At 46.9% G+C, this 478-nt stretch carries 1 rRNA gene; it reads right to left on the bottom strand.

Annotated elements, in window-relative coordinates:
• A 23S ribosomal RNA gene (locus DC53_RS00155) occupies window positions 1–478 on the bottom strand; the annotation flags it as partial.

Here is a 478-nt window from a genome sequence, read left to right as displayed (position 1 = left end):
TAACTTTTATCCGTTGAGCGACATCACTTCCACGTGTTAATGCCGGATCACTTTCGCCCACTTTCGTGTCTGGTCGACTTGTAAGTCTCTCAGTCAGGCCAACTTATGCGAATACACTATCTCTTCGATTTCCATCCGAAGATAGTTGACCATTGCGCGCCTCCGTTACTCTTTAGGAGGCGACCGCCCCAGTTAAACTACCCACCAAGCACTGTCCTCCAATTTAGGAGTTAGAGTTACAATTTAAGAAGGGTGGTATCTCAAGGATGACTCCATAACAACTAGCGTTGCTAATTCACCGTCTCCCACCTATCCTGCACATCTTAAATCATAACCCAATACCAAGCTATAGTAAAGCTCCATAGGGTCTTTCCGTCTTGCTGCGAGTAGTCGGCATTTTTACCGACATTGCAATTTCACCGAGTCCATGGTTGAGACAGTGCTCAGACCGTTATGCCATTCGTGCGGGTCGGAACTT

It is taken from the genome of Pseudoalteromonas fuliginea (assembly GCF_000690055.1).
In the GTDB taxonomy this organism is placed as follows: domain Bacteria; phylum Pseudomonadota; class Gammaproteobacteria; order Enterobacterales; family Alteromonadaceae; genus Pseudoalteromonas; species Pseudoalteromonas fuliginea.
Note: the sequence above shows the minus strand (reverse complement) of the source record. Positions and strands in the feature narration are given on the sequence as shown.